The sequence below is a fragment of the Pseudonocardia zijingensis genome (genome assembly GCF_042657305.1).
Taxonomy (GTDB): Bacteria; Actinomycetota; Actinomycetes; order Mycobacteriales; family Pseudonocardiaceae; genus Pseudonocardia; species Pseudonocardia zijingensis.
In genome coordinates this window covers 471,073-495,936 of the sequence record NZ_JBHSKO010000002.1, presented here as the reverse complement: position 1 = coordinate 495,936, position 24,864 = coordinate 471,073, and the positions used below count along the sequence as shown (strand labels likewise).

Genomic DNA, 24,864 nt, shown 5'->3' with positions numbered 1-24,864 from the left:
CTCGTCGCCACGGGACCGTCAACGAAGGCTTGTGAAGTGCTCGTTCCCGATCAGCCCGCCGTTACACGCGACCGACACGATGCACCGGGTCTCGTAACGTGCGGCGTGACGGGAACGAGATCAGCGCGTCGGAGCAGACGCACGGAGGACCCGTGGTGACGTCAGCCGCACCGCTCACACCCGCCTTCGACGAGGATCGGGGCCGGTGGTCGGTGCGCGACGTCCTCGCGCCCACCGCGCTGGTCACCCTGCTCTTCGCCGGCTACTTCAAGGAGCTCACGGCGCTGGCGTGGCTGCCCGTCGACCTGACGCTCCTCGCACTGGTCGCGACCGCGGGATTCGTCCTCGCGACCGTTCTCCCTCAGGGTGCGCACATGCGGCTACCCGTGGGCGCCGTCGCCCTCGGCCTGGCGTTCGTCCCGGGGGTGCTCCTCGCCTCGGCGAACCCCTACTCGATCGACAAGACCCACAAGCTGGCGATCACGGTGGTCGCCGCGCTCGCGCCCCTGTACCTGCTGACCACGCCACGCAGACAGACGGCCTTCGTCGCCCTCCACGTCGTCGTCGGTGCGCTGGTGGCGATCGGGGAGGTGCTCTTCCCCGCCGGTGCCACCGAGACCATTCGGCTGGCGCTGCAGGGCGCGGGCACGATCGCGTCCGGCCGCGCGGTCGGTGTCGCGATCGTCGTGCTGCTCGTGCTCGCGCTGACCCAGCGTCGGCACCGCGCGCTGCTCTGCCTGGGCGCCGCAGTCCTCTCCTACTTCCTCGTCGGCAGCGGTTCCCGGGGTCCGATGCTCGCCGTGGTGGCCACCGTCGTGTTGGTGGCGGTGCTCGTGCCCGGCCGCGGCCGGGCGGTGCGGTTCCTCGTGCTCGGGGTGGCCCTCCTCGGGCTGACGTGGCTCGTCCTGAACAGCGGTCTGGAAGGAGCCAACCGGATCCGCGGCACGCTGAGCGGCGAGGAGTTGGGCGACGAGTCGCGTTTCTCGATCTGGGGCGAAGCCGTGGCGACGATCCGTGGAACGCCCCAGGGGGTCGGCTGGGGGGACTTCTGGACGGTTCTCCTACCCGGGGCGCGGCACAACCCGGACTACGTCCAGTACGCCCACAACGCCGTGCTGGAGACGGCGGTCGAGGCCGGGTGGATCGCTGCGATCGCCCTGGCGATCTTCATCGGGGCGAGCCTGTGGAAGCTGGGCCGAGCGCGCGGTGCCCGTGCGTTCGCGCTCTTCGGGATCGCGCTGTTCTTCACGCTGAACGCGATGCTGTCCGGGGACGTCAACGACAACCGCAACGCGTGGGCGGCGCTGGCGGTGGCGTGGGCGGTGGCCCCCGCGGAGCGCAGGGCGGCAGCGGACCCGCACACCGCCGCCGGCGTCGGGCGCGACCGGTAGGAGGTGTCATGGCGATCTGGCAGGTGGTGCGCGCGATCCCGGCCGTGATCCGGGAGTCTGCGACCCGGGCCGGGCCGGGCTCCCGCCTCGGGACGGTCCTCGTGGTCCTCGCCGCCGCCCAGGCGGTCGTCGCGGTGGGGCTGTCGCTGACCGCGCCCGGCACCTATCGGGAGCTCATCCGGGAGGACGGGCCCGTCGAGGCGGCATCCGCCCTCTGGTGGTTCCTCGCCGCGGTGATCGCCCTCGGGGCCCTGCTGCTGCCCGTCGTGCGCCGGGCCCGATCGGTGCTCGCCTACGGTGCGCTCGCCGCGTTCTTCGTCGTGTCCGGTGGTGAGGAGATCAGCTGGGGACAGCGCATCTTCGGGTTCGCGGGACCGGACGCCGTCGTAGAGATCAACAAGCAGCACGAGACGAACCTGCACAACATCGGGTCGATCAGCGTCTACGCCAACCTGTTCCTCCTGCTGACGCTGTTCGTGTTCGTGCTGTGGCCCGCGCTGGTAGTGGTCAGGGGCGGACCGGCACGGCTCGCGACGACCCGGCGACTGCCGGTCGTCACCGGGCACGCCACGCTCGTCTACCTCGTGTGGGTCGCGGCGTGGATCATCGTCGGCGTCCGGTCCGGCACCCTGGGTTTCCACCCGTTCAGCCTCTGGGGCGAGTACACGCAGCTGGACGACGAGCTGTTCGAGTACGGCGTCGCGCAGTCGTTCCTCTGCCTCGTGGTCCTCGACCTCGCGGGGGTGGTCACCGGAACCCGGGGCGGCGCTAGGAGGGGATGAACCACGGGTGGGGGAGGGCGAAGAGCTCCGCTCGGTCCGCACCGTTGTCCTCGGTCGTGAAGGGCCAGTCACCCTCGCCGACGTGGAACGTCTTGCGGATGAAGTCGTCGGCTTTCGCCAGCGCCACGGTGCCGGTGTTGGAGATCTCGTACGTGTCGCCCACCCGCACGCGGACCGGGTTGTCCAGGCTGCCCCATACGAGCCCTTCGCCCAGGGGTCCGGTGCTGCCGGTCTCGCCGGTCGTGACGTTGCGGACGGTGACGACGCCGACGTCGCTGCCCAGCGGGGCGTAGCCGCCTGCCTCGGTCAGCGTGGTGTCGTGCGGGACGTCGGAGGCGACGAGGGTGAAGCTGCCGTCCTCGCCGTATGCGTAGTAGGGCTGGTTCGAGGCAGGCGGGGCATCCGGCGACTCCTGCCAGCCGTACCAGGGCAGCGGCGGGCCCGCATCGTCGGTGCGGGAGGCCGTGTAGTTGCCGTACAGGTCGCCCTCGCCCACGCGCCAGCCCCACAGCCACTCGTCCCCGCCGTCCGTGGACCACGTCACGGCCTCCCGCGGGTCGAGGCCTGCGATGGCTCCCGGCGTCTGCGGGTCCAGGCTGTTCTGCGCGTTCGGTCCCGCCACCGATTCGCGGGTGACCGGCGAGTTGATCGAGAAGAAGTCCTGCAGCGGATCCTCGGCTGCGTTGGAGTACACGACGGCGTACGGCCGCCCGGCTTCGAGTTCGGCCGAATCCAGGGTGAAGTAGAGCAGCTGGGTGTCGCCCCCGACGCCGAAGGCCTCCTGCGTCTCCCGGTACCGCTGCACCGCGTTGATGCGCTCCTCGGCCAACACGTTGCCGAGATCCGGCGTTCCATCCGGGTCGATGGTCACGAGGCGCGCACGGATGATCCCGCCGTCGCCGTGCGCGTAGCCCGGTCGCCCGTCGCCCGTCGTCCACCCCGGCGGCAGGTCCTCCGGGGGAGGCGGGTTCGCCTCGTCGTCGTCCTCGCGTTTGTCCTCCACGCTCGTCCGGATCAGCTCCGGTGCGGGAGCGCCGGTCTCGTCGGTGTAGACCCCCTCGAGGTTGAACCCCGAGATGAAGCGGTACACCGGCGTCGGCTCGTCCAGCACGAAACGGATCGCGAACAGGTCATCCCCGTCCCTGATCGGCGTGTTGGCCACGTCCCACAGCCCGACCGGGATCTGCCGGTTGGTCAACGCCGGTGCGGTGGGCGGCGGGGGAGCGGACTCGTCTCCCGTCACGACCAGGGCGCTGGCGATGCCCAGGACCGCGATCATCCCGACGAGACCGGCGACCACGCGCGGGCGCAGCTTCGGTGCAGGCGGGCGGGTGGACCGCAGCTGCCCACGACCTGTCGTCGTCTGCGCCTCGCCCACGAGGGCTCCTCCCGCCGTGCGGTGCGGTGGTAACTTCCGTTGTAGCGCGCGCGAGTCTGCTGTTCAAACGGCGACACCAACCCGCAACACCGGCACCCGAGTGGGTTTCGCGGTGTCGCGGGAACGTGGGAGCGGCACGGGGACCGTGTCGGATCCACCGCCGGTCAGCCGGGACGCGGGGTGTGGACGTGAGGGTGAGCGAGGGGCGCACGGCCCGAGCGCGGATCGACGAGCGCGGGTGTCCCGCGTGACGCCGGCGTCGGCGGTCATCGAGCTCGCCGCCCCGATGCTGGGCGAGCCGGAGAAACGTGCGCTGGCCGAGGTCATCGACGACCGGTGGCTCACGATGGGGGACCGGGTGCGGAGGTTCGAACAGGCCTTCGCGGGTCTGCACGAGGTCGAGGACGCGGTGGCCGTCAACTCGGGCACCGCGGCGCTGCAGTTGAGCCTCGCCGCCTTCGACATCGGCCCGGGCGCGGAGGTCCTCGTCCCGTCGATGAGCTTCGTGGCGACCGCGTCGGTCGTCGTCCACGCAGGCGCCACGCCGGTGTTCGTCGACGTCGAGGCGGTCGACCGGCCGCACATGTCGATCTGTGACGCCCGCCGCCGCGTCACCGACCGCACCCGAGCGATCATGATCATGCACTACGGCGGGTACGCGATGGATCTCGCCGCATGGCGTGCGCTCGCCGACGACCACGGCCTTCTGCTCTTCGAGGACGCCGCCCACGTGGCGGGCCTGGCGGGCGCCGGCACCGTCAGCGATGCGGCGGCCTTCAGCTTCTTCACCAACAAGAACATGACCACCGCCGAAGGCGGGATGGTCGTCCTGCGCGACCCCGAGCGGCGCAGGCGTGCTCGGCTGCTGCGGACCCACGGCATGACGGCGCACACCCTCGACCGCGCGCATGGCCGGGCCGTCGGCTACGACGTGGTCGAGTGCGGCCACAACTGGAGGATGGACGAACTGCGCGGCGCGCTGGGGATCGTCCAGGTGGAACGGCTGGCCGGTTGGAACCGCACCCGCCGCGAGCTCGCGGCCCGCTACCGCGCAGAGCTGGGCCGTGCGACGCCCGAGATCGTCGTGCCGTTCGACCCGGGGCACCGGACGTCCGCGCACATCATGCCGGTGCTGCTGCCGGAGGGATGCGACCGTCCGCGGGTCGTAGCCGAGATGCGCGCTGCGGGCGTGCAGACGAGCGTGCACTTCCCCGCCATCCACCGCTTCGAGTACTACCGCCGCTCGTTCGGAGACGTCCGCCTCCCGAACACCGAGCGGTTCGGCGAGCGCGAGTTGACGCTGCCCCTACACCCGGCGTTGGACACTCCCGACGTCGAGCGGGTCGTGTCCGCGCTGCGCCGAGCACTTCGCGTGGCACGCTGAGAAACCGCTGAGAACGCACCCGCGAATCATTGCGCGGGTGGGCCTAGCGGATTGGTAGTTCCGGCGTACCTCGAACGTACCCACACGATCGGCCGTGAACCGCCCGGGGTGCACGTCCGAGACGGCAGCAGGGTGATGCGCGCTCGACCGACCGAGTGGTCGATCTGGCCCGTGTGCGCGTCTGTGATCCGGATTACAAGGTCTTTTTTGTGGCGTTCCGCCTCGTTGTGCGCTCGCCTTCCCACGCATGGCGGACGCCACCGATCCCGGCCAGCGAACGAGTGAACAGCAGTGCGGCTCGGAAACGCTGTGGCGGGGCCACGCGATATCGCATCCATGGTAGGGAGGGCAGCCGGCGGGATTGGGGTAACGATGGCGTCGCCCTAACCTGTTCATCGAACTCGTCCACCGAGAGTCGAGGGGTCGCTGGGGGCGGTGTGACGCTTCGGCCGGTTCGCGCAGCAGATCCTGTGCGGGCCGGGCGGACCGTGATCACGCGGTCTCCGGGCGTATCCGCGTGTGCACGGCGCGTTACCGCGGCGGCTCCACGGGGAAGGTGTACGTGAGGGGAAGATGGCCATGCACGTTGCGATTCTCGCCGGCGGTCGGGGGGTCCGGCTGAGGCCATACACCACCGCTTTTCCGAAGCCGTTGGTGCCGATCGGCGAGGAGTACGCGGTCCTCGACATCATCCTGCAGCAGCTGCGCATCCAGGGGTTCACCCGCATCACCCTGGCGATAGGCCATCTGGGCTCGCTGATCCGCGCATTCGTGGGTGACGGGTCGCGATGGGACCTCGAGGTCGACTACTCCGAGGAAGAACGGCCGCTGCACACCATCGGGCCGGTCCTGAACTTCCTCGATCGACTCCCCGAGCATTTCATCGTGATGAACGGGGACGTGCTCACGGATCTCAACTACGCCGATCTGCTGCGCTGCCACATCGAGGCGCACGCGCCGCTGACCGTGGCCACGTACCAGCGCAACGTGAAGATCGATTTTGGCACCCTCGAGACCGACCGCGGCCACATCGTGCGGTTCCAGGAGAAACCCACCCTGAACTACCGCGTGAGCATGGGCGTTTACGCGATGTCCCGCAAAACCCTTGCCGCGTACCCCCGGAACGTCCCGTTCGGCTTCGACGATCTCGTCCTCGACCTCCTGGCCCGCGGTCAGAAGCCGCGTGCGTTCGAGTTCGACGGTTACTGGCTCGACATCGGTCGTCCCGAGGACTACGACGAGGCGAACCGTTCCTTCGACGAGTACCGGTCCATTCTGCTGCCGCCCGTCCGGTCCGTATCGCAGGTGGGGTTCGCTTCGTGACCGGCGATGCGGGAAACGGCTGGAGAGCGTCGGTGACGCGGAACTGGAAGGTCGGGGTCGTCGGCATGGGGTACGTCGGCCTCACCTTGGCCGCGGCCATGGCCCGCAGGGGCAGCTACGAGGTGCACGGCGTCGACGTGCAGCCCGCGGTCGTCGACAGCCTGTCCCGGGGCGAACCGCACATCTTCGAGCCGGGGGTGGGCGAGGCCTTCGCGGAACTCGTCGGCAAGAAGATCTTCGTGGCGTCGCGGCTGCCCGAGGGCGCGTTGGACGCGGTCGTCATCTGCGTCTCCACCCCGGTCGACTCCGCGACGCACGAGCCGTACCTGGACAACCTCGTCGCGGCCACCGAACACGTCGCCGAGCGGTGCAGACCCGGCACGCTCGTCGTGGTGCGCAGCACCGTGCCGGTGGGGGCCGGCCGCCGCTTCGTCCTCCCGCCGCTCGTGCGGGAATGGGGGGCGGCGCGGCTCGTGATGGCCCCCGAGCGGACGATCCAGGGGCAGGCCCTGCGCGAGCTGGTCGAGCTGCCGCAGGTCATCGGGGGGATCGACCAGGACAGCCTCGAACTGGGGCTCGACCTCTTCCGCGGCCTGGCGAGGCAGCTGGTGCCGGTGTCGAGCCTCGAGACCGCCGAACTGGTCAAGCTCGCGAACAACTGCCACACGGACGTCATCTACTCGTTCGGCAACGAGATCGCGATGCTCACCGAGCGCCTCGGACTGGACCCGTTGGAGGTCATCAGGGCGACGAACCTGGACTACCCGCGGCCGGACATCGCGAAGCCCGGGTACGTGGGCGGGGGGTGCCTGTCGAAGGACCCGTATCTGCTGCTCTCGGGGGCCGAGCGCCACGGGTACACCCCGCAGCTGATCAGAACCGCGCGCACGGTGAACGAGAACCTGCCGGTCCACGTCGCGCGGCGCGTGGTCGACCTCATGCCGGGTGGGCGCGGCGGCACCCTGACCGTCCTCGGCTGGGCCTACAAGGGGTGGCCGCCCACGGACGACATGCGCGGCACCCCGATCACGGCCATGATGCCCGTCTTCACCGCGGCCGGGATCAGGGTGCTGGGGCACGACCCGCGGGTGCGGCGCGAGGTCATCCGCGACCACGGCGGTGAGCCCGTCGACCTCGCAGAGGGGTTCCGGGCGGCCGACGGTGTCCTGATCGTCACCGACCACCCCGACTACCGGGCCATCGACGTGCCCACCGCGCTCGCGAGCTCGCGGCTGAAGTTCGTGTTCGACTCGTGGCGAGTCCTCGACGCCGAGCGGGTGACCGCGTGCGGCGTGCACTACGCGGCCCTCGGCTTCGAGCGCTCGGAGCCGTCGCGGGTACCGCCGAGCGGGGTGGTCGCATGAGGGCGCTCGTGCTGGGCGGGGCCGGGTTCATCGGCGTGCACCTCACGCGGCGGCTGCTCGAGGCCGGGCGGTCGGTGACGATCGTCGACGACTTCTCCCGGGGCCGGCAGGACACCGAGCTCGCCCGGCTCGACGTACCGGTCATCCCCGCGGATCTCACGCGCCGCGACGCCTACGACCGGCTCCCGCGTGGTTGGGACGAGGTCTACCTGCTCGTGGCCGTCCTCGGCGTGCGGAACGTGGTGGGCGATCCCGCGCGGGTGCTGCGCGTGAACACCCTCGCCGTGCTGAACCTGCTCGACTGGATCGAGCCGGGGGCGCGCCTGTTCTTCGCGTCGACGAGCGAGACCTACGCGGGCGGCGTCAACGCCGGCCTCGTGGCCGTTCCGACACCGGAGACCGTCCCGCTGGTGGTCGAGGACGTCACGGCACCCAGGTTCACCTACGCGATCAGCAAGATGTGGGGCGAGGCGGCGGTCGTGCACACGGCGCGGGCGAAGGGGTTCCCCTTCGTGATCGGCCGGTTCCACAACGTGTACGGGCCGCGGGCGGGTACCGACCACGTGATCGGGGAGATGTCCGTTCGGGCGATCCGGCGCGAGAACCCGTTCCGCGTGTGGGGCGCCGACCAGGCCCGCGCGTTCTGCTACGTCGACGACGCGACCGATGCCGTCGTCCGCCTGATGGACGCGGACGCCGCCGTCGGGGAGATCGTGCACGTCGGCTCCGACACCGAGACGGTCATCGCGGACCTCGCCAAGCTGGTGCTCCGGCTGGCGGACTTCACCCCGGACCTGCAGGCGCTCCCGGCACCGCCCGGCGCGGTCGCGCGCCGGGTCCCCGATCTGACGAAGCTCCGCGCGCTCACCGGGTACGAGCCGCGGGTGCCGTTGGAGGAGGGCGTGCGGCGGACGTTCGCCTGGTACCGCGCTCGATCGGGGTGAGGGGCCCGCCCATGGCACGAACGGTCGTGATCGGACAGGGCTACGTCGGGCTGCCGCTGGCGGTGCGCGCGGTCGACGTGGGGCACGACGTCGTGGGCTACGACACCGACAAGCGCCGCGTCGAGTCGCTGCGCCGCGCGGAGTCGTTCATCGACGACGTGAGCGGCGCGCAGCTGGCGCGGATGCTCGCCTCCGGCCGGTACCACCCCACGTCCGATGCCGCGGACCTCGCCGGTTTCGAGCTCGCTGTCGTGTCGGTGCCGACCCCGCTGCGGGACGGGGCGCCGGACCTGAGCCACGTCGAGGCCGCCGCCGTCGAACTCGGCGGGCACCTGAGGCCCGGGTGCTGCGTCGTGCTGGAGTCGACCACCTATCCCGGCACCACCGAGGACCTCTTCATCCCGTCGCTGGAGGCGGGGACCGCGTTGCGCGCCGGGCGCGACTTCCACGTCGGTTACAGCCCCGAGCGGATCGACCCCGGCAACCCGAGGTGGTCGCTGCAGAACACACCGAAGATCGTTGCCGGGGTCGACGAGCGGTCGCTCGATAGGGTCACCCGTTTCTACGAGCAGCTGGTGGACCGGGTCGTGCCGGTGCGGGCGATCCGCGAGGCGGAGCTGGCCAAACTGCTCGAGAACACCTTCCGCCACGTGAACATCGCGCTGGTCAACGAGCTCGCGATGTACTGCCACGGGCTCGGGATCGACGTCTGGGCGGTCCTCGACGCCGCGGCGACCAAGCCGTTCGGGTTCATGAAGTTCACGCCCGGGCCCGGCGTGGGCGGCCACTGCCTGCCGATCGACCCCTCCTACCTGCAGTGGCAGGTGCGGCGCGCCGTGGGGAGCAACTTCCGCTTCATCGACATCGCCAACGACGTCAACGAGCACATGCCGGACTACGTCGTCACGCGCGTGGCCGAGCGCCTGAACCGCGGGTACAGGTCCGTCAACGGCAGCTCGATCCTGCTCATCGGCCTCGCGTACAAGCCGAACTCGGGCGACGCGCGCGAATCGCCCGCACTCGAGGTCGCGCACAGGCTGGCCGATCAGGGGGCCCTGCTCGCCGCCGTGGACCCCCTGATCGACCCCCAGCAGGTGCCGTCGTTCGTCCACCTCGTGCCTCTCACGCCCGAGCACCTCGGGCGCGCCGACCTGGTGCTCGTGCTCACCGACCACGACGCGCTGGACTGGCCGCTGCTCGAGCGGTGGGCCGACCGCGTCCTCGACACCCGCAACCGGCTCGGATCGGCGGCGGAGCGGCTGTGAGGTCGGGCCCGCCCCGCCCGGTGCGGCCGCCGCGGGCCGGTCGACTATCGTTCCAGCACGTGAGCGTGTGGGAGACGATCCTCTACTTCGCGGTGCCCTCGGTGGCGTTGTACCTGGGTATCGTGTTGCTCGTCGTCGCACCGCGGATGGCCCGCAGGCCCCGGTACCGAGTGGGTCAGCCGTGGCCGCACGAACCGATGTGGTGGACGGCCAACCCGGAGGGCGCGCAACTGCCCGCCGCGGGCCACGACGACCACCACCCCGCCGACCGCAGCCCCGCCCTCGTGGGCGCCCGCGCCGGCGCCGAGCGAGGAGGTGCCCGTGGCAGCTGGTGAGGAGCACCCCGGGAGCACCACCGACCACGGCGGCACCGGCACCGCCGTCGCCCACCCCGGCAGCGACGAGCTGCCCGTGGGCGCGGTCGTCACCGCCTCCGGCCGGATCTCGCGCGCGGAGGAGTTCGAGGACCCGGACCGCGCCGACCAGCCGTTCACGCCGGTCCAGATGGCCCGCCTCGACGAGGCGATCACCCTCGCCAGCCGGGAGACCGGCCTGCGCTTCTCGGTGTACATCGGCGACCTCGGCCCGGAGCCCACGGAGCGGGTGGCCGAGCTGCACGACCAGCTCGAGGATTCCCCCGAGGCCGTGCTCGTGGCCGTGAGCCCCGGGCAGCGGTACGTCGAGGTCCTCAGCGGAGCGGAGGCGCGCACCCGCCTGCCCGACCGCGGCGCCAAGCTCGCCGTCATGAGCATGGTGGCCTCCTTCAAGGAGGGCGACCTCTTCGGCGGGCTGCTCAGCGGCCTGCGCATGCTGGCCGACCAGGCCGGCGGCCGCCGCCGCACGCGCTGACCCGGCCCGCCCGCCGACCGGGAACCGCCGTTTCCCGACCGCTCACCGGCGGGTACCCCCGCCCGAGCATGCGTTGCGACCGGTAACAGATCGACCGTAACCTCCGAGCTTCAACACCAGTTGGTGATGGTCGACCACGTGGTCCGCGTCGCATACTGTGCGTCCACGGCCCCTCGGGGTCACGGACTGATGAAGGGCGGGAACCTACATGGGTGAGGCGGCTCAGGGACGACCGGCAGGCGACAAGCGTCGCGGCCGTCGTGGCACCACGGGCTCGTCCGTCCTCACGCCACCCACGGGCATGCCGGCCATCCCCGACCTCGACTCCTTCCCCGTGCAGCGGCAGGAGTCGCCCGGGGAGTCGGTCACGCTGCCGGCCGACCCGCCGCAGCCCCCCGAGCAGCACACCGTCGTCGACCCCTGCCTGTGCGGCCACGGCCCCGAGGCGCACGAGCACTACCGGCCCGGCTCCGACTGCGGCGCCTGCGGCCGCTCCGCGTGCGGGGAGTACCGCGCGGCCGACAGCGCCTGGCGGCGCCTCCTGCGCGGCGTGGGCATCGGCCGCTGAGTGACCCGGGTCTTCCCCGGCCTCACCCGCGTCGACCTGGGTGAGGTCGAGTACCACACCGCCACTGCCGCCATGCAGGACTGGGTGGCGCAGTGCCAGGCGGGCACCACGGGCGACCGCCTGTTCCTGCTGTCCCACCCGCCGATCGTCACCTACGGCGCCCGCACCTCGCCCGCCGACCTCCCGCCCGCGGCCTCCGGCCTTCCGGTGGTCGAGGTCGACCGCGGCGGGCAGGCCACCTACCACGGGCCCGGCCAGGTCGTCGGCTACCTCGTCGCCCACGTCCGCGACCGCGGCCCCGCCGACGTCGTCCGCTGGATGGAACAGGGCGTCATCGACGCGCTGGACGTGCTGGGCTTCCCCGCCGTCCGCAGGCAGACCCCGCCGGGCGGCTCCAGCCTCGTCGGCGTCTGGACGCCCGACCACCGCAAGATCGCCTCGATCGGGATGCGCATCCGCGGCGGTGTCAGCAGCCACGGCTTCGCGCTGAACGTCGACCCCGACATGACGGCCTTCGGCCAGTTCGTCGCCTGCGGCCTGGCCGACCCCATGACCTCCCTGCGGGTGCTGGCCGACGAGCAGGGCCGGCCGGTGCCCACGGAGGCCGAGGTCCGCGACGCGCTGGCGTCGGCGCTGGGTGCCGGCGCCGCCCTCGACCCGGCGGTACAGGAAAGCCACATTCAGGGCCGCTGAGGCCCTGAATGTGGCTTTCCTGAACTCCCGGGGGCGCCCTCGGGGGCGTCTAGGACCGGTCGAACTCCCTCGCGCCCAGCGCGCGAACGATCCCGGCCCGGCCTTCCGACACCAGGCGGCGCAGGGCGGGCGGGTGGGACTCGTCGGCCAGCCACGCGTCGGCGGCCTCCACCGTGGACTTGTCCACCGCCCACGACGGGAACAGCCCCACCACCACCTGCTGGGCCCGCTCGCTCGTGCGCCGCGACCACACCTCGGCGACCTCGGCGAAGTAGCGCTCGACGTACCCGCCGAGCAGCCCGCGCTGCGCCGGGTGGGCGAAGCCGCTGATGATGGCCTCCTGCACGGCGTTCGGGATCTCGTCGTCGTGCACGGCGCGGTCCCAGGCCCGCTCCTTGGCCTCCGCCGTGGGGATGAGCGCGCGGGCCCGCTCGGCCTGCCGCTGCCCGGTGGACGTGGGGTCGCGCTCCAGCTCGGCGTCGATCTCGGCCTCGTGGGCGTGGCCGTGCGCCACGAGCGCGTGCAGGAGCCGCCAGCGCAGGTCGGTGTCGACGGTGAGCCCGTCCGGCACGTCGATGTCGTCGAGCCATCCGCGCATGCCCTCCAGCACCGACGTGTAGAGCACGCTGCCGGTGAGCGCGTTGACCACGGCGAGCTGCGCGTCCGAGCCCGCCGGCGCGGTGTCGAGCCGGAACAGCAGGGAATCGACCAGCAGGGGCCAGCCGCGCTCGGCCGCCCACTCCTCGTCGGCGTAGGAGGCCACCGCGGTCTGGGCCTGCATCAGCAGCCGCTGCACGACGCCCACCTCGGACTCGGCGCCGAACCCGCCCGCCACGAGTGCCACGAAGTCGCGGGCCTTGAGCTCGGCCTCCCGCGTCATCTCCCATGCCGCCGACCAGCACAGCGTGCGCGGCAGCGGGTCGGCGATGTCGCCGATGCGGTCGACGAGCGTGGCGAGCGACCCGGGGTCGAGGCGCAGCGCGCAGTAGGTGAGGTCGTCGTCGTTGACCAGCACGAGCTTGCCGCGCGATACCCCGACGAGCTGCGGCACCTCGGTGCGCTCGCCCGCGACGTCGACCTCCACGCGCTCGGTGCGCACCAGCTTGCCGTCGCGGTCGTCGTACACGCCCACCGCGAGCCGGTGCGTGCGCAGCTCGCCTGCGCCCGGGCGGGCCCCGCCCTGCACCACCGCGAAGCGGGTGAACCGGCCCTCGCCGTCCACCTCGAACGAGGGGCGCAGCAGGTTCAGGCCGGTGGTGCGCAGCCACTGGGCGCCCCAGTCGGACAGGTCGCGGCCCGAGGACTCCTCGAGCGCGGCGATCAGGTCGTCGAAGGTGGCGTTGCCCCACGCGTGCCGCTGGAAGTAGGTGCGCAGCCCCGCGAGGAACGGCTCCAGCCCGACGTACGCCACGAGCTGCTTGAGCACCGACGCGCCCTTGGCGTAGGTGATCCCGTCGAAGTTCACCTCGACGGCCTGCAGGTCGGGGATGTCGGCGGCCACGGGGTGCGTGGAGGGCAGTTGGTCCTGCCGGTAGGCCCAGGACTTCTCCACGTTGGCGAACGTGGTCCACGCGTTGCGGTACTCGGTGGCCTCCGCCTGGCAGAGCACCGAGGCGAAGGTGGCGAACGACTCGTTCAGCCACAGGTCGTCCCACCAGCGCATCGTGACGAGGTCGCCGAACCACATGTGCGCCATCTCGTGCAGCACGGTCTCGGCGCGGCGCTCGTAGAGGAACCGGGTGACGCGGGAGCGGAAGACGTAGTCCTCCAGGAACGTGACCGCGCCTGCGTTCTCCATCGCGCCCGCGTTGAACTCGGGCACGAACAGCTGGTCGTACTTGCCGAACGGGTACCGCACGCCGAAGTTGCGGTGGTAGAAGTCGAAGCCCTGCTTGGTCTCGGTGAACAGCCGCTCGGCGTCCATGTGCTCGGCGAGCGAGGCGCGGCAGTAGATACCAAGAGGGATTTCCCCCTGATCGTCTTTGTGTTCGTCCCGCCACTCGGCGTACGGGCCGGCGATCAGCGCCACCAGGTAGGTCGGCATGAGCTCGGTGGTGGCGAACCGGTGCACGCCGCCCGCCACACTCTCGGCCGCCGCGTTGGAGACGACCTTCCAGTCCTCGGGCGCGGTGACCGTGAGGGTGTAGCGGGCCTTCAGGTCGGGCTGGTCGAAGCAGGCGAACATCCGCTTGGCGTCGGCCGTCTCGAACTGCGAGTACAGGTAGACCGAGCCGTCGACCGGGTCGACGAACCGGTGCAGGCCCTCACCGGTGTTCATGTAGCTGCCGGTGGCCACCACCCGCAGCTCGTTCTCCGCCGCCAGCCCGGGCAGCGCGATCCCGTCCTCCTCGCGGTAGCCGGACACGTCGAGCGGCTCACCGTTCAGCGTGGCCTCGGCCACCGCGGGACCCACGAAGTCGATCCAGCTGTCGGCGCCGGGCTCGGCGCAGCGGAACCGGACGGTCGTCGCGGTGGCGAACGTCGCGTCACCCGGGTTTCCGGCGCCGTCTGTGAGGTCGAGCTCGACGGTGTAGTCGACGACCTCCAGCAGCGCGGCCCGGCGCTCGGCGTCGGTGCGGGTCAGGTTGGGAGGGGCCATGCGGACGGCACTCCTGGGTCGGGGGAACCTCGGACAGGCTGCCGATCCAACCACGTGCGCCGGGCGGGCGCCGTCGAGATCGGGAGGTCGCGGAATGCCGGGCCGGTACGGCGGGTTGGTGCCTGCGTAGATCGAGGTCGATCCGAGGAGCAACCGTGCCCAGTGCCGCACCCGCCGCGACCGCCCGCGTCGATTTCTGGTTCGACCCGCTGTGCCCGTGGGCGTGGATCACGTCGCGGTGGATGCTCGAGGTACGCGCGGTGCGTGACGTCGAGATCACCTGGCACGTGATGAGCCTCGCGGTGCTCAACGAGGGTCGGGACCTGCCCGAGGAGTACCGCAAGATGATGGACCGCGCGTGGGGACCCGTCCGGGTCGCAATCGCCGCGGCGCGCTCCGAGGGCGCCGAGGTGCTCGAGCCCCTCTACACCGCGCTCGGCACCCGCATCCACAACGAGGGCAACAAGGACTTCGACGTGGTGATCAAGGAGGCGCTCGCCGAGCTGGACCTCCCCGCGAGCCTCGCCGACGCCGCCACGTCCACCGAGTACGACGAGGAGCTGCGCGCGAGCCACCACCGCGGGATGGACCCCGTGGGCCTCGACGTCGGCACCCCCACCATCCACGTCGACGGGGTGGCCTTCTTCGGCCCCGTGCTCTCCCGCATCCCGCGCGGCGAGGACGCGGGCCGCGTGTTCGACGGCGCGCGCCTGCTCGCGTCCTACCCCCACTTCTTCGAGCTGAAGCGCACCCGCACCGAGGGCCCGGAGTTCGACTAGCGGGTCGGGTCCGTTCAGGAGACGAGCGCGTAGAGCGCGTCGCGCACTCCGCGATCCTCGTCGCCGCCCCGCCAGACGACCCGCAGGGCGAGCGGTCGGGGCGGGTCGTGCAGCGGTAGCGGCACCAGCGTGCCGTCGGCCAGGTCGCCGGCGACGGCGAAGTCCGGCAGCAGCGCGATGCCCTGGCCCTGCGCGACCCACGCCTTGACGGTGGAGACGCTGGCGAGTTCGGTGCGCGGCCCGTCCGGCCCGAGCAACCGGCCCACGGCCATGCGGAACGAGCAGCCGGGCGGCGTGACCAGGAGCGGTTCGCCGGCCAGGTCTGCCGCCGCGAGCGGGCCGGCCGTCACCAGCCGGTTCCCCGGCCGGGCGGTGAGGTGCAGCCCGACGGAGCCGATGTCGACGAACTCCAGCGCGCCGACGTCGGCGTCGAACCCGAGCTCCCCGAGCGACGTGCCGACGTCGAGGAGGAGCGCGGCGTCCAGCTCGCCCGCGGCGACCGCGCGCAGGAGCGGCTCGCGCATCATCGAACGGACGTCCAGGCGCAGGTCGGGGCGGCGGTCGGCGAGCCGGGTGACGACGCCGGGGAGGCGGGTGGCGAGCAGCGTCTCCAGCGTGCCGACCCGGACGGTGGTCCGCGCGTCGGTGACGAGGCGCCGCACGGCGTCGGCGTGGTCGAGCAGCTGCCGCGCGGCCGGCACCAGCCGCCTCCCGGGTTCGGTGAGCGCCATGCCGTCGCGCCCACGCTGGAAGAGCGTGACGCCGAGGGTGCCCTCCAGGGCTCGGACCTGCTCGGACACGGTGGCGCGCGACAACCCGGCGCGTTCGGCACCCGCCGCGACGGTGCCCGTCTCCGCGACGGCGAGGAAGACGCGCAGGTGCCGCAGGTCCACCCCACCAGCCTAGGTCCGCGGCGTTCGGGAAAGCCGAACGCAGCCGCCGGGCCGGCCTGTTGGCCGTGGGGCCGCCCGGCCCGCAGGGTCGACGCCGTGACGACCGCTTCGCCCACCGCCACGTCCACCTCGCGGCTGCTCGGGATCTCCCTCGCGTACTTCGTGGTGCTCCTCGACACGACCGTGCTGACCGTCGCGCTGCCCGACCTGCGGTCCGCGACCGGCGCGTCGTCCGCCGAGCAGCAGTGGGTGGTCGACGCCTACACCGTCACGTTCGCCGCGTTCCTCCTCGCCGGCGGGGCGGCCGCCGACCGGATCGGTGCGGCGCGCGTGTTCCGCCGGGGGATCGCGGCGTTCGGCCTGCTGTCGCTGGTCTGCGCGGCCGCGCCGACGGCGGGCGTCCTGATCGGACTGCGGGCGGTGCTCGGGGTGGCCGCCGCGGCGTGCCTGCCGAGCTCGCTCGCGCTGATCGCGCACCTGCACCCGGACCCGCAGAGGCGGGCGCGGGCGCTCGGCACCTGGGCGGCGACGACCGGTGCCGCGCTCGCCGTCGGGCCGCCCGTCGGGGGGTTGCTGGTCGACCTCGGTGGGTGGCGGGCCGTCTTCCTGGTCAACGTCCCGCTCGCCGCGCTGGGGCTCGCCCTGACCGGGCGCCTCGCCGGCCCCGCGCCGACGCCGGGGCGGGTGGGACTTCGCCCGCAGCTCGCCGCCTGCGTCGTGCTCGCCTCGGTCACCGAGGGGGTCGTCGCCGCCCAGCCGCTGGCGGTGGTGCCCGCGGTGATCGGCGCGGTCCTGTTCGTGCGCTGGGAGCGGCGGGCCGCGACGCCCGCGGTGCCGCCCGCGCTCCTGCGTGCGCCGGGGGTGGCCGCCGGCCTCGCGGTGGGCGCGGCGGTCAACCTCGTGCTCGCCGGCGTCCTGTTCACCACCACGTCGCTCCTGCAGGACGACCACGGCCTCGCCCCCTTGCTCGCGGGGCTGGCGTTCCTGCCGCTCACGCTCCCGACCGTGATCGGCCCGCCGCTCACCGCGCGCCTGCTCGCCGCCCGCGGTGCGCGGCTTCCCGTTCTCACGGGCCTCGGGCTGCTGGTCGCGGGCCCGGCGCTGCTCGCGGCATGGCCGGCCGCGCGCCGTACCCGGTGCTCGGCGCCGGGCTGCTGCTGATCGGGGTGGGGGTGTCGCTCACGCTGCCCGCACTCGTCACCGTCGTCGTCGCGGCCGCCCCGGCGGGCACCGCAGGCACCGCCGGCGGCCTGCTGAACGCGGTCCGGCAGACGGGTGCGACCGTCGGCGTCGCGGTGATGGGCTCGCTCGCCGACAGCCCGGCGTTCCTGTGCACGGCCGTCGCGTCCGGCGCGGCCGCGCTGCTGTGGGTGCTGGATCGGCGGCGCCCCTGACCCGTCCGGAGCGGCGGGGTCAGTACCTCGAGATCAGCGCGTCGCGCAGCACGCCGGTCTCCAGCTCCATCTCGCGCACCCGGTGCTTCACGAGGTCGCCGATGCTGACCATGCCCACGAGCTTGCCGTGCTCCAGCACCGGCAGGTGGCGGTAGCGGCCCGCCGTCATCCGGGCCATCGCGTGGGCCACCGTCTCGTCGGGGCCCGCGGTCTGGACGTAGCGGGTCATCACCTCGCTCACGGGCATGGTGAGCAGCTGCGCGCCGTGCTTGCGCAGGGCGCGCACGATGTCGCGCTCGGACACGATGCCCTGGATGGCGTGGTTCTCGTCGCACACCAGCACGGCCCCGATCCCGTGCCGGCCGAGGCGCTCGACCACTTCCGCGACCGTGAGCCACGGCAGCACGGTGTGGACCGTCGAGCCCTTGTTGTCGAGGATGTCAGCGATCTTCATCATCTCTCCTCTGCGCCGCGCGGTGTGACCATCGTGCCCCCGCGGGGCCACCTCCCGCTTCCGCGCGACGGGGCCGTCACCGGAAAGACGCACGGTCCGTCACCGATGCCTGATCCTGTGCGCCGAACGGTCGGTGCGACGGGCGGTTCGGGACGGTTCCGGGGCGCGCGCCGCGGCGTCCCTCCGGGACGCCCGCGTGGCGCCACTGCACCGTCCGGATTACGACGTCGTCACCCGTTCGGACGCGGGGGCGGCCATGAGCGTGCTCTCAGCGCACCTGGCTACCCTTGCGGGCGATGAGCCCCGCATCCGATGACACCCCCGTCCGCGTCGGCGGCCGCTACCGGCTCGACGAGCGCATCGGCGCCGGTGCCATGGGTGCGGTCTGGCGTGCCACCGACGAGCTGCTCAACCGCACGGTGGCGGTGAAGGAGCTCCTCGCGGCCGCCGCGCCGCCCACCGCGGCGGGCAACGACGCGCTCGAGGTGTCGCGCCAGCGCATCCTGCGCGAGGGCCGCATCGGGGCCCGCCTGCAGCACCCGCACGTGATCAGCATGTTCGACGTGGTGGTGCACGAGGACCGGCCGTGGCTGGTGATGGAGTACCTGCCGTCGCGGTCGCTCGCCCAGGTGCTCGGCGACAAGGGCCCGCTGCCCCCGGAGCAGGTCGGTGACATCGGGCGCCAGGTGGCCGACGGGCTCGCCGCCGCCCACCTCGCGGGCGTCACCCACCGCGACGTCAAGCCGGGCAACGTGCTGATCGCCGACGACGGCCGGGTCAAGCTCACCGACTTCGGGGTCTCCCGTGCGGTCGACGACGTGCAGCTCACCCGCACCGGCCTGATCGCGGGCACGCCCGCGTTCCTGTCCCCGGAGGTGGCGCGCGGGCTCAACCCCACCGCCGCGTCGGACGTGTTCGCGCTCGGCGCCACGCTGTACGCGGCCGTGGAGGGCACCCCGCCGTTCGGGCTCGACGACAACGCCTACGCCCTCCTGCACAAGGTGGCCACCGAGCAGGTGCGGCGCCCGAAGCAGGACGGCCCGGTCGTCGACATGATCATGCGGCTGCTGAGCCGCGAGCCCGACGACCGGCCGTCGGCCGCGCAGGCCCGCGACGCGTTCGCCGCCGTGATCGCGGGCAGCGACCCCGGACTGGCTCCGCTCGCCGCCGCGGCGCCGGTGAGCACCGCCGTGGTGCCGCCCGCCCGGTCCGGTCCGCCCACGCTGTCGGACGCGCCCCGTCCCGAGCCGGCGCGGCGGGGGCGCAACCGCAGGATGCCCCTGCTGCTCGCCGCGCTCGGCGTCCTCGCCGTCGGCGCGGGGGTCACGGTCGCGATCCTCACCAGCAACGACCCGGGCGCCGGTGGCGCGCCCTCCGCGCAACCCGCCGTCAGCGCGCCCGCGACGACCAGCGCGCCGCAGCCCACCACCCCGCCCCCGGCCACCAGCGCTCCCGCCGCCGCGCCGACCACGACCCCCAGCGGCGCGCCGGCCACCGACGCCGTCGCGTTCGTCCAGAACTACTACGGCCTGCTGCCCGGCGACACCGAGTCGGCGTGGCGGCTGCTCGGCTCCCAGGCGCAGGCCGCGTCCGGCGGGCGGGGCGGGTACGACCGCTTCTGGTCGGAAGTGGCCTCGGTGAGCCTGCAGAACGCCCGTCAGACCGGCGGCAACACCGTGGAGGGCACCGTGGTGTTCACCCGGCGCGACGGCGGCACGTCGAGCGAGCCCTACCGGTTCGTGATCGGCACGGACGACGACGGGCAGCCGATCATGCAGTCGTTCAGCAGGCTCTGACGATCACGCCGTCTGCTCGGACAGCCCACGCAGGTGGGCCACCACCCACCGCACCACCTCGCGGACGAACACCACGCGGTTGTCCCGGCCGCGCACCTCGTGGCCCTCGTCCTCGAGGAGCAGGAAGCCGGGGCTCGCCCCGCGCTCGCGCAGCGCGTCGACCACCTGCTGCGCCTCGTCGACCGGCACCTGGGTGTCGTGGGTGCCGTGCACCACGAGCAGGGGCGCGGTGATGCGGTCGACGCGCTGCAGCGGTGAGAGCTCCTGCAGCAGGTCGGCGTCGGTGTGCGGGTCGCCGTACTCGGCGGCGGCCGCCGCGGCGATCCAGGGCTCGGTGCGGGCGTAGAACGTGGCGAAGTCGGAGATGCCGCACACGTCGACGCCGACGGAGAACAGCTCCGGGTACCAGGCCAGCGCCGCGAGCGCGAGGTATCCGCCGTAGGAGCGGCCGGACACCCCGACCCGGGCCGGGTCGGCGATGCCCGCCGACACCACGAAGTCGACGGCCGCGCGGACGTCCGCGATGGCGGCGAACCGGCGCTCGCCGTCGTCGGCGGCGCGGAACGTGCGCCCGTAGCCGCCGGAGCCGCGCACGTTCGGCGCGAAGACGGCCACGCCCTCCGCGGTGAGCGCCTGGAAGAGCGGCTGGAAGGCGGGCCGCTCCTGCGACTCGGGGCCGTGCAGCCAGATCAGCGTGGGCTGCGGGCCCAGCGCCCCGCGGGGGCGGAACAGCCAGCCCGACAGGCGCAGCCCGTCCTCGCCGCGGAACTCGTGCAGCGTGGGCTCCACGAACGACGCCCCGAGCTGCTTGGCGGGCCGCAGCAACGGGGTGGCGTCGCTGTGGACGTCGAGTGCGATGCGTGACAGGCGCGGGGAGACCGCCGGGCCCTCGTTCGCGAGGATCAGCGCGTTGCCGTCGAGGGTGAACGCGGCGCCGGTGACGACGTCGCCGGGCACCGGCACGACGGGTTCGAGCAGGCCGGAGCGCAGGTCGAGCAGCTCCACCTCGCTGCGCCCGTCGACGTTCCAGGACAGCGCGGCGCGGACGCCTGCGGGGTCGAGGGCCACCAGGTCGAGGTCGTCGTCGGGCCGCTCGGCGATGGGGTAGACGGCGGAGACCCCGCTCGACCCGCGGAGGGTGACGGCGAGGAGGGCGGGCCGCTCGCGGCCGGCGTCGGTGTGCACGTAGAGCTGGCGGCCGGTGACGCCGAAGCGGGCGTCGGCCACGCCGGCGCCGCCGGGAAGCAGCTCGGTGCGCCGGCCGCTGCGCAGGTCCACCAGCTCGAGCCGCCGCGCGCCCTCGGGGCCCAGCCGCACGACCGCGCGCCTGCCGTCGCCGCTCACCGCGCACACGTGCGGCGCCGGGCCGGAGGCGAGCACGACGGACGTGCCGTCGCGGAGGTCGACGAGGCAGGCCTGCCCGTCGCCGGAGCCCTCGGCGTAGATCGTGATCCCGAGCTGGCGGCCGGTGGGCGACCACACCCCGAGGGTGGCGGCCGCCGCGCCGGGTGCGAGGTCGCGCAGGTCGCTGCCGTCCGGTGAGACCACCTGCACGCCGGTGCGCTCCCCGCCGTGCGGGGCCACCTGGCAGGCGATCCAGAGGCCGTCGGGCGACCAGCACATCGCCTCGACGTCACCACCGGCGGGCAGCGGCCGGTCCGGCTCCACCACCGCCCTGCCCTCCGGGGGCAGCGGAGCGACCCAGACCCGGGGACGGCCGTCGCGATCGGAGATCCAGGCGAGCAGGGCACCGTCCGGCGACGGGGCCGGATCGAGGTAACGGGTGGGGAAGAGCCCGGGCGCGTCCGTGCCGCCCCCGAGGCGAGCGAGCCGTCGCTCGGTGAATCCCGGCATCGCCACGTTCTCCATCTCGTCACAGCCCCCTTCCTGCTGATCGCCGGCCTGGAACGTACTCGGTGGGCGGCGCCGTCCCGGCCGCGGCCCGCCGCGTTCGCGTCCCTCCTGTCGAGTGGACGACGCGGCATGCCACCGGCGCAAGTGACGACGTGTTTCCAGTTGGTGTCGGGCCACCGTGGTGTGATCGCGACCATGACGGAACCGACGGTCGGCGTGACCTTCCGCCCCCAGTGCCCGCCCGAGGATCTGCCCGAGGTGGCGCGGTCGGCCGACGCGGCCGGGATCGCGCAGCTGTGGCTGTGGGAGGACTGCTTCTTCGAGGGCGGCATCAGCACGGCCACGGCCGCGCTGGCCTGCACCGAGCGGCTCCACGTCGGCGTCGGGCTGCTGCCGGTGCCGCTGCGCAACCCGGCGCTCGCGGCGATCGAGATCGCCACCGTGGCCCGGTTGTTCCCCGGCCGGTTCCGCCCGGGACTCGGCCACGGCGTCCTGGAGTGGATGGAGCAGGTGGGTGCCCGGGTGCCCTCGCCGATGACGCTGCTGCGGGAGTACACCACCGCGGTGCGCGATCTGCTGCACAGCCGCACCGTCGATGTCGAGGGCCGCTACGTGCGCCTGCGCGACGTCACGCTCGACTGGCCGCCGTCGGTGCCGCCGCCCCTGCTCGTGGGCGGCCGCGGGCCCAAGACGGTGAGCCTGGCCGGGGAGGTGGCCGACGGCGTCATCCTCGACTCGGTGCTCTCGGTCGACCAGATCCGCGACGGCGTGGCCCACTCGGCCGCCGGGCGGGCCGGCGGCGGTCTGGCGGGGGAGCCGTTCGACACGGTGGTGTTCGTGGAGCTCGACACGTCCGCGCCGCGGCTCGCGGCGCGCGTCGACGAGGCGGTCAGCACCCTGGCCGAGGCCGGGGCCACCACGGTGGTGTTCCAGCCCACCGGCGAGGCGCCCGACCCGCGGCCGCTGATCGACGCGTGCGCGGAGCGGGCGTAGGGCTCAGCCCTGGTAGGCGGCGTCGAAGAACGCCAGCTCGAGGTCCGCGGCGCGCACGAACAGCTCCTGCACCCGGTCGCGGTGGGCCCGCTCCAGGTCGGTGCAGGCGCGGTCGAACTCGGCGCGCAGGAAGTCCACCCACGCGGTGAACGCCCGGCCGCTGTGCAGGGCGATCCACTCGGCCTGCAGCGGCTCCTCCGGCGGCGCCTCCTCCGGGCGGGTGGCCCAGTCCAGGTAGAGCCACTCGGCCACGAGGAGCACGGCGAGGCACGACGGGTAGTCGGCGCTGCGGCGGGCGGTGTCCATCAGCTCGATGAAGCCGCGCGTCGGCTCGAGCAGCACGGGTTCGGTGCGGTCGGCGAGGGGCACGTCGAGGGTGTCGAGGGCACGGGCGAAGAAGTCGTTCTCCGGGCCCGCCACCACGCCGAGCTGGCGGGCGTGCACCACGCGGGCGTCCGCGCGGTCGGCCGTGGCCACCGCGGCGCCCATCAGCGCGAGGAACGCGTCGACGAACTGGTGGTCCTGCACGAGGTAGGTCGTGAGCACGTCGGTGTCGAGCGCGCCCCGCCAGATCTCGTCGACGAACCGGTGCCCCACGGCCGCGTCCCAGGTGGGTCCGGTCAGGTCCCGCAGCTGCGCTGAGAACGTCACTCCGGGGACCCTATCGGCCACGGGACGTCCGGGTAGGGGGAGCGGCGGGCCGCCTCCGCGGCGGTGAGCGCGCCCCGCGCCACGGCGTCGTACAGCGCCGCGACCTCGGCCAGCTCGGCCCGCTGCCCGGCGACGAACGCGGGGTCCACCGGCTCGCCGTGGCCGGGCACCACGGTGCGCGGCCGCAGGGCGAGCAGCGCGTCCAGCGTGGCGGGCCACTCGGGCACCACGGCGTCCTCCAGGTCCGGTGGGGCGCCCTGCTCCACGAGGTCGCCCGCGAACACGACGCCCGCGTCGGGCACCGCCACGACCAGGTCGTGGTCGGTGTGGCCGCGGCCGGGGTGCAGCAGCTCGGCGCGGCGGCCGCCGAGGTCGAGCACGACCGGCGCGTCCGCGTCGGGCAGCGGGGGATCGGTGGCCGCGAGGGCGTCGGCGGTGCCCGGGTCGTGGTCGCGGTAGTGGGCCACCCACCGGGCCCGCTGGGCGGCCGCGGTGGCAACCAGGACCTCCCGGCAGCGGGGCAGCGCGTGCACCGGGGCGGGGGCGAACGCGGCGGTGCCGAAGCAGTGGTCGAAGTGCGCGTGCGTGATCGCGACGGACAGCGGCAGGGAGGTGATCGCCAGCACCGCCGCGGCGAGCTCGGCACCCTGGCGGGCGTCGCCGCGGGTGTCCACCACGAGGGCGCGCTCGGCGCCGAGCACGAGCCCGACCGTGAGGTCCAGCTCGGCGTACCGGCGGGCGAACACGCCGTCCCCGACCTCGAGCCAGCGCCCGTCCATCACGCGGCCTGCAGGAACCCGTCCCGCAGCCGCGGGACCACCGAGCTGGCGTCGAGCTGCGCGGCGAGCTCGACGTCGGCCGCGAACCCGTCGGCGTGCAGTTCCCGCCCGGAGGACGAGGCGGCGAGCACGTCCGCGAGCCCGCGCTCGCGCGCGGCGGCGAACTGCGCCACGGCGAGCTCGGCTTCGGGGGACCGGTCCGCCAGCGCGGCCGCGACGGCGCCCGCCCCGAGCGCGTCCTCGACCGCCACGCGCATCGAGTCGTCCGGCCACCGCTCGCCCGCGGGCACGATCCCGACCGGTCCGCCGACGGCCCGCGCCGCGGCCGCCACGGCGGAGGCGTTGCGCAGGCAGCCCGCGAGCAGCACGGCGCCCGTGGCGGCGACGGCGGCGCAGAGCGTGGCCCCGTTGGGGGAGGGCAGCGCGAGGCGGGTGCCCGCCGCCAGCCCGGTGAGCGACGCGGGGGACAGCGACGGGCCCGCTCCGCCCCGCGGGCCCGCCCGGACCACCCCGGTGGCGGGCGGGTGGTCGGGGTCGGCCCAGCGCAGCGGCAGCACCGCGGCGCCGCGGCCCACCGCCACGTCGACGGCGGTGGAGAACGACAGCACGTCCACGACGACCACGACGGCGCACTCGGCGGCCAGCAGCGCGGCGCCTTCCCGCCCCCACTCCAGCCGGACGCCGTGGTCGAGCTGGCGGTGTTCCGGGCGCGCTGTGGTGGGAAGCACGGG

At 73.4% G+C, this 24,864-nt stretch carries 24 protein-coding genes; 16 read left to right on the top strand and 8 right to left on the bottom strand.

Annotated features, from left to right (window positions below; all coding sequences use genetic code 11):
- The first annotated feature begins 155 nt into the window (after nucleotides 1–155).
- The gene (locus tag ACFPL3_RS06550; protein WP_343947026.1) at nucleotides 156–1,391 is read left to right on the top strand and encodes an O-antigen ligase family protein; all 1,236 of its coding nucleotides are present in this window, start codon (nucleotides 156–158) and stop codon (nucleotides 1,389–1,391) included.
- An 8-nt stretch (nucleotides 1,392–1,399) separates the two neighbouring features.
- Entirely contained in the window at nucleotides 1,400–2,173 is a 774-nt protein-coding gene (locus ACFPL3_RS06545) for a hypothetical protein (RefSeq protein ID WP_343947025.1), read from the top strand.
- Here the strand turns inward: ACFPL3_RS06545 and ACFPL3_RS06540 are convergent.
- Nucleotides 2,160–3,551 carry a hypothetical protein gene (locus tag ACFPL3_RS06540; protein ID WP_343947024.1) on the bottom strand — a complete coding sequence of 464 codons (1,392 nt, stop codon included), beginning with the start codon at nucleotides 3,549–3,551 and terminating at the stop codon, nucleotides 2,160–2,162. The genes ACFPL3_RS06545 and ACFPL3_RS06540 overlap by 14 nt on opposite strands.
- Nucleotides 3,552–3,789: 238 nt before the next feature.
- Between ACFPL3_RS06540 and ACFPL3_RS06535 the strand changes: the two genes are divergently transcribed.
- The 9 genes from ACFPL3_RS06535 (at nucleotide 3,790) to lipB (ending at nucleotide 11,941) form a co-directional block, all read left to right on the top strand.
- Nucleotides 3,790–4,935 carry a DegT/DnrJ/EryC1/StrS family aminotransferase gene (locus tag ACFPL3_RS06535; RefSeq protein ID WP_343947023.1) on the top strand — a complete coding sequence of 382 codons (1,146 nt, stop codon included), beginning with the start codon at nucleotides 3,790–3,792 and terminating at the stop codon, nucleotides 4,933–4,935.
- A gap of 573 nt (nucleotides 4,936–5,508) precedes the next feature.
- On the top strand, nucleotides 5,509–6,258 hold the full coding sequence (locus ACFPL3_RS06530) for a nucleotidyltransferase family protein (RefSeq protein ID WP_343947022.1): 750 nt from the start codon (nucleotides 5,509–5,511) through the stop codon (nucleotides 6,256–6,258).
- Between the two features lie 32 nt (nucleotides 6,259–6,290).
- Nucleotides 6,291–7,622, top strand: a complete 1,332-nt coding sequence (locus ACFPL3_RS06525; protein WP_343947021.1) for a nucleotide sugar dehydrogenase — start codon at nucleotides 6,291–6,293, stop codon at nucleotides 7,620–7,622.
- Nucleotides 7,619–8,566 carry an NAD-dependent epimerase/dehydratase family protein gene (locus ACFPL3_RS06520; RefSeq protein ID WP_343947020.1) on the top strand — a complete coding sequence of 316 codons (948 nt, stop codon included), beginning with the start codon at nucleotides 7,619–7,621 and terminating at the stop codon, nucleotides 8,564–8,566. The genes ACFPL3_RS06525 and ACFPL3_RS06520 overlap by 4 nt, the downstream gene beginning before the upstream one ends.
- Nucleotides 8,567–8,577: 11 nt before the next feature.
- Complete coding sequence (locus ACFPL3_RS06515; RefSeq protein WP_343947019.1) at nucleotides 8,578–9,831, top strand: nucleotide sugar dehydrogenase; 1,254 nt, start codon at nucleotides 8,578–8,580, stop codon at nucleotides 9,829–9,831.
- Between the two features lie 59 nt (nucleotides 9,832–9,890).
- Nucleotides 9,891–10,166: an aa3-type cytochrome oxidase subunit CtaJ gene (gene ctaJ, locus ACFPL3_RS06510; protein ID WP_343947018.1), complete on the top strand. Its 276-nt coding sequence runs from the start codon at nucleotides 9,891–9,893 to the stop codon at nucleotides 10,164–10,166.
- Nucleotides 10,153–10,680, top strand: coding sequence for a DUF5130 family protein (locus ACFPL3_RS06505; protein WP_379588530.1), 528 nt, complete (start codon nucleotides 10,153–10,155; stop codon nucleotides 10,678–10,680). The genes ctaJ and ACFPL3_RS06505 overlap by 14 nt, the downstream gene beginning before the upstream one ends.
- A gap of 208 nt (nucleotides 10,681–10,888) precedes the next feature.
- On the top strand, nucleotides 10,889–11,248 hold the full coding sequence (locus ACFPL3_RS06500; protein WP_379588528.1) for a hypothetical protein: 360 nt from the start codon (nucleotides 10,889–10,891) through the stop codon (nucleotides 11,246–11,248).
- Entirely contained in the window at nucleotides 11,249–11,941 is a 693-nt protein-coding gene (gene lipB / locus ACFPL3_RS06495) for a lipoyl(octanoyl) transferase LipB (protein ID WP_343947016.1), read from the top strand.
- Between the two features lie 49 nt (nucleotides 11,942–11,990).
- On the opposite strand, the gene pepN is transcribed toward lipB, so the two are convergent.
- Nucleotides 11,991–14,540, bottom strand: a complete 2,550-nt coding sequence (gene pepN, locus ACFPL3_RS06490; protein WP_343947015.1) for an aminopeptidase N — start codon at nucleotides 14,538–14,540, stop codon at nucleotides 11,991–11,993.
- Nucleotides 14,541–14,695: 155 nt separating this feature from the next.
- Between pepN and ACFPL3_RS06485 the strand changes: the two genes are divergently transcribed.
- Nucleotides 14,696–15,319, top strand: coding sequence for a mycothiol-dependent nitroreductase Rv2466c family protein (locus tag ACFPL3_RS06485; RefSeq protein ID WP_343947014.1), 624 nt, complete (start codon nucleotides 14,696–14,698; stop codon nucleotides 15,317–15,319).
- Between the two features lie 14 nt (nucleotides 15,320–15,333).
- Here the strand turns inward: ACFPL3_RS06485 and ACFPL3_RS06480 are convergent, their stop codons facing one another.
- Nucleotides 15,334–16,212 carry a LysR family transcriptional regulator gene (locus ACFPL3_RS06480; protein WP_343947013.1) on the bottom strand — a complete coding sequence of 293 codons (879 nt, stop codon included), beginning with the start codon at nucleotides 16,210–16,212 and terminating at the stop codon, nucleotides 15,334–15,336.
- A 96-nt stretch (nucleotides 16,213–16,308) separates the two neighbouring features.
- Here ACFPL3_RS06480 and ACFPL3_RS06475 point away from each other — a divergent pair, with 96 nt between their 5' ends.
- Together ACFPL3_RS06475 and ACFPL3_RS06470 are read left to right on the top strand one after the other, a co-directional pair.
- Nucleotides 16,309–17,373, top strand: a complete 1,065-nt coding sequence (locus ACFPL3_RS06475; protein WP_343947012.1) for an MFS transporter — start codon at nucleotides 16,309–16,311, stop codon at nucleotides 17,371–17,373.
- Entirely contained in the window at nucleotides 17,325–17,606 is a 282-nt protein-coding gene (locus ACFPL3_RS06470) for a hypothetical protein (protein ID WP_343947011.1), read from the top strand. Before ACFPL3_RS06475 ends, ACFPL3_RS06470 begins: the two co-directional genes overlap by 49 nt.
- Nucleotides 17,607–17,625: 19 nt before the next feature.
- On the opposite strand, the gene ACFPL3_RS06465 is transcribed toward ACFPL3_RS06470, so the two are convergent.
- Complete coding sequence (locus ACFPL3_RS06465) at nucleotides 17,626–18,063, bottom strand: CBS domain-containing protein (protein WP_343947010.1); 438 nt, start codon at nucleotides 18,061–18,063, stop codon at nucleotides 17,626–17,628.
- A gap of 293 nt (nucleotides 18,064–18,356) precedes the next feature.
- Here ACFPL3_RS06465 and ACFPL3_RS06460 point away from each other — a divergent pair, with 293 nt between their 5' ends.
- Nucleotides 18,357–19,856, top strand: a complete 1,500-nt coding sequence (locus tag ACFPL3_RS06460; RefSeq protein ID WP_379588524.1) for a serine/threonine-protein kinase — start codon at nucleotides 18,357–18,359, stop codon at nucleotides 19,854–19,856.
- A 3-nt stretch (nucleotides 19,857–19,859) separates the two neighbouring features.
- On the opposite strand, the gene ACFPL3_RS06455 is transcribed toward ACFPL3_RS06460, so the two are convergent.
- Nucleotides 19,860–21,725, bottom strand: a complete 1,866-nt coding sequence (locus ACFPL3_RS06455; RefSeq protein ID WP_343946592.1) for a S9 family peptidase — start codon at nucleotides 21,723–21,725, stop codon at nucleotides 19,860–19,862.
- Nucleotides 21,726–21,905: 180 nt separating this feature from the next.
- On the opposite strand from ACFPL3_RS06455, the gene ACFPL3_RS06450 reads away from it, so the two are divergent.
- Nucleotides 21,906–22,703 carry an LLM class flavin-dependent oxidoreductase gene (locus ACFPL3_RS06450; RefSeq protein ID WP_343946593.1) on the top strand — a complete coding sequence of 266 codons (798 nt, stop codon included), beginning with the start codon at nucleotides 21,906–21,908 and terminating at the stop codon, nucleotides 22,701–22,703.
- 3 nt (nucleotides 22,704–22,706) lie between these two features.
- On the opposite strand, the gene ACFPL3_RS06445 is transcribed toward ACFPL3_RS06450, so the two are convergent.
- From ACFPL3_RS06445 to ACFPL3_RS06435, 3 genes are read right to left on the bottom strand one after another with little or no spacing between them, the layout of a single operon-like run.
- Complete coding sequence (locus tag ACFPL3_RS06445; RefSeq protein ID WP_343946594.1) at nucleotides 22,707–23,354, bottom strand: TenA family protein; 648 nt, start codon at nucleotides 23,352–23,354, stop codon at nucleotides 22,707–22,709.
- Entirely contained in the window at nucleotides 23,351–24,133 is a 783-nt protein-coding gene (locus tag ACFPL3_RS06440; RefSeq protein ID WP_343946595.1) for an MBL fold metallo-hydrolase, read from the bottom strand. Before ACFPL3_RS06440 ends, ACFPL3_RS06445 begins: the two co-directional genes overlap by 4 nt.
- Entirely contained in the window at nucleotides 24,133–24,861 is a 729-nt protein-coding gene (locus ACFPL3_RS06435; protein ID WP_379588522.1) for a 2-phosphosulfolactate phosphatase, read from the bottom strand. Before ACFPL3_RS06435 ends, ACFPL3_RS06440 begins: the two co-directional genes overlap by 1 nt.
- Nucleotides 24,862–24,864: the final 3 nt, after the last annotated feature.

What these genes read in the sequence shown, in the direction of transcription:
- ACFPL3_RS06545 (WP_343947025.1), top strand. Translation starts at nt 1,400, where the DNA reads ATGGCGATCTGGCAGGTGGTGCGCGCGATCCCGGCCGTGATCCGGGAG.
- ACFPL3_RS06530 (WP_343947022.1), top strand. Translation starts at nt 5,509, where the DNA reads ATGGCCATGCACGTTGCGATTCTCGCCGGCGGTCGGGGGGTCCGGCTG.
- ACFPL3_RS06520 (WP_343947020.1), top strand. Translation starts at nt 7,619, where the DNA reads ATGAGGGCGCTCGTGCTGGGCGGGGCCGGGTTCATCGGCGTGCACCTC.
- ACFPL3_RS06515 (WP_343947019.1), top strand. Translation starts at nt 8,578, where the DNA reads ATGGCACGAACGGTCGTGATCGGACAGGGCTACGTCGGGCTGCCGCTG.
- ACFPL3_RS06500 (WP_379588528.1), top strand. Translation starts at nt 10,889, where the DNA reads ATGGGTGAGGCGGCTCAGGGACGACCGGCAGGCGACAAGCGTCGCGGC.
- pepN (WP_343947015.1), bottom strand. Translation starts at nt 14,540, where the DNA reads ATGGCCCCTCCCAACCTGACCCGCACCGACGCCGAGCGCCGGGCCGCG.
- ACFPL3_RS06470 (WP_343947011.1), top strand. Translation starts at nt 17,325, where the DNA reads ATGGCCGGCCGCGCGCCGTACCCGGTGCTCGGCGCCGGGCTGCTGCTG.
- ACFPL3_RS06465 (WP_343947010.1), bottom strand. Translation starts at nt 18,063, where the DNA reads ATGATGAAGATCGCTGACATCCTCGACAACAAGGGCTCGACGGTCCAC.
- ACFPL3_RS06460 (WP_379588524.1), top strand. Translation starts at nt 18,357, where the DNA reads ATGAGCCCCGCATCCGATGACACCCCCGTCCGCGTCGGCGGCCGCTAC.
- ACFPL3_RS06455 (WP_343946592.1), bottom strand. Translation starts at nt 21,725, where the DNA reads ATGGAGAACGTGGCGATGCCGGGATTCACCGAGCGACGGCTCGCTCGC.
- ACFPL3_RS06450 (WP_343946593.1), top strand. Translation starts at nt 21,906, where the DNA reads ATGACGGAACCGACGGTCGGCGTGACCTTCCGCCCCCAGTGCCCGCCC.
- ACFPL3_RS06440 (WP_343946595.1), bottom strand. Translation starts at nt 24,133, where the DNA reads ATGGACGGGCGCTGGCTCGAGGTCGGGGACGGCGTGTTCGCCCGCCGG.